5 protein-coding genes are annotated in these 6508 nt (G+C 57.6%); 4 read left to right on the top strand and 1 reads right to left on the bottom strand.

Annotation, left to right across the window (positions count from 1 at the left end; genetic code table 11):
• The 4 genes from WBB85_RS02080 to cas2 form a co-directional block, all read left to right on the top strand.
• Positions 1–1325: hypothetical protein (locus WBB85_RS02080; protein ID WP_432636964.1), on the top strand; the 1325-nt coding region annotated here is incomplete at its 5' end.
• Between the two features lie 356 nt (positions 1326–1681).
• On the top strand, positions 1682–4972 hold the full coding sequence (gene cas9 / locus WBB85_RS02085) for a type II CRISPR RNA-guided endonuclease Cas9 (protein WP_432636965.1): 3291 nt from the start codon (positions 1682–1684) through the stop codon (positions 4970–4972).
• A gap of 42 nt (positions 4973–5014) precedes the next feature.
• A complete protein-coding gene (gene cas1, locus WBB85_RS02090; RefSeq protein ID WP_432636966.1) occupies positions 5015–5929 on the top strand; it encodes a type II CRISPR-associated endonuclease Cas1 in 915 nt (304 codons plus the stop codon).
• Positions 5916–6266 (top strand): CRISPR-associated endonuclease Cas2, encoded by a 351-nt coding sequence (gene cas2 / locus WBB85_RS02095; protein WP_432636967.1) that lies wholly within the window; start codon positions 5916–5918, stop codon positions 6264–6266. Before cas1 ends, cas2 begins: the two co-directional genes overlap by 14 nt.
• Here cas2 and WBB85_RS02100 read toward each other — a convergent pair.
• Positions 6253–6508: hypothetical protein (locus tag WBB85_RS02100; protein ID WP_432636968.1), on the bottom strand; the 256-nt coding region annotated here is incomplete at its 5' end. The genes cas2 and WBB85_RS02100 overlap by 14 nt on opposite strands.

A 6508-nucleotide genomic window follows, 5' to 3' on the forward strand; every position in this document is an offset into this window, starting at 1 on the left:
ACACCGACCGCTCGCACCCGCATGTGCATTTCGTGGTGCAGAACCGGGGTGTTCTGAACGACACGTGGTTCTACATGGCGAAGGGCCACGATTTCGACCTTGATCATATGAAGGACCGCATGGCGGCAATCGCGGCAGACCATGACCTGCCGTTGGAAACCAGCTCACGCGTGGAGCGCGGCATCCTGACCTACGGGCCGGGCCGGGCCGAGATCGAGGCCGCGCGCCGGGAGGGCAGGGCGGTTGAGGAAAAGGTACGGATGGGCACCGCCCGCATCGCCGCGCTTGAAGAGATGAAAGAGGTGTCTGGCATCTTCAAAGACCTCGCCTTTGTCGCTCGCCGGACCGAGGCGAATGAGGTGGCGGCGCGGATGGAAGCGGCGTCGCTGGCATTGGCGGAAGGACGGGTGTTCGTGCCGCATACGGCCCACGCGGGCGATCCCGGGCACTTCCAGAACCGGGCGGGGTTCCGCTCCTATCTGATGACCTGGCTGGAGGCGGCCAGCGACGGGATTGCCAAATTGCCGGGCGCAGACGGGCTGAAGGCGCGGACGGTCTATAATGAGATCGCGGTTCAGGCGCTGACCGCGCTTGGCGACGAGCGGGGAGCAGAGCTGGCAGGGCAGGGGCCTCGCACGGCGCTCTATCGGCTGTCCGTCCGCGATGGTGAAACCAGATCGAACGGTAAGAGAAATGGTCTGCACCCGGCCGATGCGCGGCTTCTGACCATCACGCTCAGAGCGCGGGCCGATGCGGCAGGCCTCGATCCGGACAAGATCGGTTCCCGCCTGAAGCGCGGTGCGCTCAACGCCCATGAGGAACGCGGCTGGGTTCTGGAGGACATCGAGGCGATGGCTGCGAAGCAGAAACTCGACCTCTCCGAACCGGACGCCCGCACTAAAGCGGCGATGCAGGTGGACCAGTTCTACGAAGAGGCCGCTGGCATCATAACCCGTTCCTATGGACGCGACGTCAAACAGGAGGCACCGGCATTGCGCCGGACCCTCATACAAATGGTGGCGATCGAGGAATTGCACAGCGCCGTCACCTTTGACACCCCGGACTCTGCACACGCCTTCAGAACCGATTTGGACAAACGCTACGGCCCGAGCATCATCGCGGACCTCGCCGCAGGCAGGACAGACGGGCTTGCGGGTGACTTCCCCGACCCGGTCGAACGCGCGAAGATCGCCAAAGCGGTGATCGCGGCCGCCGTTGAGCATGAAGAGATCGGCTTGCCGCTGAACGAGGCGCGGAAAGCGCTGTCGCGGCTGCGGGGGACGTCTCAGTCTGAGAAGGCGCGGGATACGGATAGAGAGCGATAGCCCCCACACAGCCTACGCTGAACCACTAGGGCGGAAGAGTGAATTCGCCGCACACGCGAAGGAGCGAACGCAAGTTTTCGGGGAAGCCGTCATTCGCTGCGGTCGCGAAAAATTCAAAACCTCACCCCACAAGCGGACATCTATACCTATTCCGTTTTTGGTCTATCATTCAAATTGGGAGGCCGAGGGCGTGAAATATTGAATGCAAATTTGCGGGCAAAATGAAATGAGGCAGGCCGCAGCCTGCCTCAATGGTGTGGTATTAACCTTATCGCGGGAAAGACCACGCCGCTACTTCTGCTAGAAGTGATATTATTTGTTCCTATATTGGGAAGATAAGTCAAGGGAACTATGATTTGAAAAAATACAGATTTGCATTTGATCTTGGAACAACATCGGTTGGTTGGGCGGCATTTGAACTAGATGAGAAGACGGGCAAACCCGTAGCGCTCGCTCAGGCAGATAAGCGAACCAATCCGATTAAGCTTAGTCCCCTAGGCGCGCGGGTCTTTGAAGATGGCCGAGACTCTCAAAGCAAGGCGTCCAATGCTGCGGGTCGTTTGGCTCCTCGCTCCGCTCGTAAGGGGCAGGACCGCCGGTTGGCGCGTCGGTCGCTTTTGCTGTCGGATTTGGAGAATGCGTTGCTTCTCCCTCCCAAGGGTGCTGAGCGCGATGCGCTTTTTGCACTGAACCCCTACGAATTGCGCGCGCGCGCGGCCACGCAGGAGGTGACGCTAAACGAGTTGGGACGTGCTCTATGGCATATCTCCAAGCATCGAGGGTTCAAGAGCAACCGGAAGGCCGATAAGGCCGAGGATGACAGTGGGTTGATCAAGTCTGCCAGCGTAGCTTTGCATGCCCGGCTTAAGGAAGAGGGGCATGCCACTTACGGCGCTCATCTGTGGGCGCGATTGCAATCCGGGCAGGGTGTGCGGGTTCGCGCCACGGGTGAGAACGCCGACAAGCACTATGAATTTTATCCGACGCGGGAAATGCTCAAGGCGGAATTCGATGCGATTTGGACGGAGCAGGCCAAGCATCATGATCTGAGCGATGCGCTGCGGGATCGTTTGCGGGAATACACCATCTTCTATCAGCGACCGTTGAAGCCCGTTGAGCCCGGGCGCTGCACGTTTTTTCCCGACAAGGACCGGTTACCCAAATGGCATCCTGCTGCGCAGGCTTTTCTGATTCTGCAGGATTTGGCAAATCTGCGTGTGATCCGCGATGACGGTGACCAGCCATTGGATATGGAAAAGCGGAAGGTGCTCTTTGACACGCTCAATGGCGGCGAAAAGCTGACATGGAAAACAGGTGTCCGAAATGCTCTCGGACTCAACTCATCGGTAAAGCTCAACCTCGAAGAAGGCGGATTGAAGCATCTCCACTTCAATCAGGTTGCCGCCAATCTGCTCGGCACGAAGAAGAAACCCGGGCCGCTGGCGGAAGCGTGGCCGCGCTACAGCGCTGAACAGCGCGAGGAAATTCTCGGCAGGCTCGCAGATAGTGAAAGCCCCGAGGAGCTTATTGGTTGGCTGATGGCAGAGCATGGCCTTGAGCGATCCGTGGCCGAAGCGGTTGAGAAAATACACTTGCCAGACAAGCATCTGCGGTTCTGCAAAGAGGTCACCGAGGCGCTTGTCGCCGAGATGCGCAACGATGTGATTGACTATACCGAGGCTGTCCAGCGTGCACCGCTTTTGTCTGATGCGGATATTACGCATAGCGATTTCCGCCCTGACAAGGGCCTCGATACGCTCCCTCGCTATAACGAGTTGGAGCATTTGCGTCGCATGCTTGGGAACGGCACGGGCAATCCCGACGATCCACCCGACAAACGGCTGGGCAAAATCACAAATCCAACCGTCCATATTGCCCTCGGCCAGTTCCGGCGTGTGATGAATATGCTGATCCAGGAGTTCGGCAAGCCCGCAGAGGTCGTTCTGGAAGCGGCGCGCGATTTGAACAAGTCGCCAAAGGAAAAGGATGAGATCGACAAACTGAACAATGCCAACAGGAAACGCAATGACCGGTATCGCGAGGAGTTGGAAGAAGTTGGCCTGCTGCAACCGGGGCAGCGGGTCGGGAACCTGTTCTTGAAGATGCGCCTTTGGGAAGAGCTTGGGCGAAACGAAGCTGATCGCCGCAGCCCTTTTTCAGGACAGGTGATCAGCCGGGGGGACTTGCTTTCTGATGCGGTCGAGATTGAGCATATCCTGCCGTTCGCTGAGACGTTTGACGACAGTCCCACGAACAAGACCCTTGCTTTCCGCGATGAAAACCAGCGCAAGGGAAAGCTCTCTCCGGGCGAAGCCGCCGAACGCGGAATTTTCGATCAGGAAAGAATGATCGAACTGACGAAGCATTTCCCGCGTAACAAGGCGTGGCGGTTTCTTCCCGATGCTATAGCGGTTTTCGAAGAACAGAAGAGTTTCGACGACCGGCAGCTTCACGCGACGGGCTATCTGGCCCGCGTGGTGCACGCCTACGCGGAGTCTTTGTTCGACAAAACCGATGACGATGGCAAAATACGTAATCATGTCTGGATGTTGCCGGGACGCATGACCGCGATGCTGCGCCATCGCTGGGGGCTCAATCTCGGCGATCGCAATCGCAAGAACCGCGACGACCACCGCCATCACGCTATTGATGCTGCGGTGATCGGCGTGATTGACCGTGCGATGATCAAGCGGTTGCAGGATGCGGCCAAATCTGTCGGAGCGGAGACTTTGTCGCGCGTATTGCCCGCGCCGCCGGAGCCGTTTGATGGGTATCGTGATCAGGTGATGGCCGCGATGGAGCGTATCAACGTCAGCCATCGTGCAAAACACGGGTCCGCTGACCCGATGGACCCATCCCGGACAAGTGGTCGATTGCACGAAGACAACGCCTATGGGTTGGTTCGGGATGTTCCGGAAAACCAGGCGGATCTTTCCATCGGAAAGGGTAAAAAGGTTGTTGTTCGCCGCAAACCCGTCATTGAGCTTTCAGACAAGGAAATCCGACATGTCCGGGATGTCCCGCTGCGACACGCCATTTTGCAGGCAACGGCACCTGCAAGAATTGCAGGTTTATCAAAAAAAGAAGCAGAAATCAGAAGAGTGGAGTGCCTGAAAAACTGGAGTTCGCAGACCGGTCATCGCCGAGTTCGATATTTGAAGGTCGAGGATTCAGTCCGCCCGGTCGCTGACGCCGACGGCCGGCCCTATAAGTGGTTCAAACCTGGCGAAGTTGCCTCCGTCGACATTGTCGAATTCGATGGCCGGTGGGTCGGTCATGCGCAAAGCGTATGGGACGCGAATTCCGGGCAACAGCAGCGGTGGGAAGAGTTATTTCCAGATGGCCGCTTTGTGATGCGTCTGCACAAGGGCGATACGCTTCAGCTCTTTGACTGGGATGAAGAAGAGAACGAGGTCGTTGCCGGAAGCAATGCGGTCAAACGGATCGTTCGGTTGGCGCCGGGCAATAACCGAATTTATCTCTGCGGGTTGAACGATGCGGGAAAGCTGCAAGAGCGGCACGAAGACGGGGACGATGATTTTCGGTGGGATTTACCAGGGTTCGACAAACTTCGACTCCGGCGCGCACGACGCGTGCGTATAGACGAATTGGGGCGGGTGCATGCGATCCCTCATGGGAAAGTCTGATATCGGCAAGCTGACCTGACGGGCCTCACAAAGGAGGACCACATGGTTGGACGTATTTTGGAACTGAGCCGCGACAACCTCGCGGTGCACAAGTCGCGCGGCTTTCTGTCGGTGCGCGAAGGTGGCGTGGAAATCGGCAAAGCGGAGCTGGACGATCTCGATGCGGTGCTGGTGTCAGCCCAAGGACTGACGTGGTCAAACACCGCTTTGTCACATTTGGCAGCCCAAAACGTGCCAGTCATGATCCTCGGTCCGAATTTCGCCCCGAATGCGGTTCTCCTTCCGCTATCCGGCATGGGCGAGCAGGCGTATCGCATGCGAAATCAGGCAGCGGCCTCGCTGCCGCTGCGCAAGCAAATCTGGGCACGGCTTGTCAGGCACAAGATCGCGGATCAGGCTGCGCTTCTTGAGGACGTTGGGTATAGCTCGGAACGCGTCAAACGATTGAGCTATGCCGTTCGGTCGGGTGATCCCGACAATCGTGAGGGACAGGCGGCGCAGGTCTATTGGCCACTTTTGTTTGGGAAGTCCTTCCGTCGCGACCGAGACATGGACGGCGCGAATGCGATGCTCAATTACGGCTATGCCGTACTCCGTGCAGCCACCGCTCGCGCCATTGTTTCAGCGGGCCTGCACCCGTCCCTTTCCGTCCACCACAAGAGCGGCGGTGATCCTCTTGTATTGGCGGACGACTTGATGGAACCGTTTCGCGCGACAATCGACGGGGTGGTTTACAGGTTGCTAGAGCAGGGCGTCACAACTGTTCCCGAAGCGCGCGCAGCGCTTGTTGGCGCATTAAGTGCCCCCTTCAGTACGGAACAGGGCGAGTCACCGCTCAGTCAGGTGTTGGTCAGGCTGGCGCAAAGCCTCGTTCGGAGTTTCGAGGAGAAAAAGCCCAGGCTCTCATTTCCCCGCACCTTGTTATCTGTGGAGGTGCAGGTGGATGACACTCCCTGATTTTTCCAATCTATCGAGGTATCGCATTATGTGGGTTTGGGCGCTCTTTGACCTTCCTGTTCTGACAAAAATCGAACGGAAAAATGCCACCCGGTTTCGCAACGATCTTCTCGATCTCGGTTTCCAGATGGTGCAGTTTTCTGTATATTTGCGGCATGCATATTCCAAAGAAAAAGCAGAGGCTATCGCTGTCAAGGTGGGCACATGTGTCCCTGAGTCGGGCCACGTTCAGATTTTGTTTTTCACCGATCGGCAGTATCAACTCAGTCAGAGCTTTTTTGGCAAGAAATCCAGAATGCCGACTCAGCAGAAACCGGATCAACTTACCTTGTTTTAGCGGGATTTCCGCAGTTTTCCCCGACTGCATTCAAAAGAAAAACCTTCTGCAACAAGGCGTTGCAGAAGGTTGGTTCTAGCAGAAGAAGCGGCGCAGCCAAACCCGGACCATGGTGAGGCGGGGGCCAGAAGGCCCCCGGTTCTAGCAGAAGAAGCGGCGCAGCCAAACCCGGACAAATACCGCCGTCGACCGATTTCCTTGATTGTTCTAGCAGAAGAAGCGGCGCAGCCAAACCCGGACGC

The organism is Albidovulum sp. (genome assembly GCF_049646345.1).
Lineage (GTDB): Bacteria > Pseudomonadota > Alphaproteobacteria > Rhodobacterales > Rhodobacteraceae > Albidovulum.

Excerpts from the sequence above, each read along its gene's own strand:
- cas1 (WP_432636966.1), top strand. The coding sequence starts at position 5,015 with ATGGTTGGACGTATTTTGGAACTGAGCCGCGACAACCTCGCGGTGCAC.
- cas2 (WP_432636967.1), top strand. The coding sequence starts at position 5,916 with ATGACACTCCCTGATTTTTCCAATCTATCGAGGTATCGCATTATGTGG.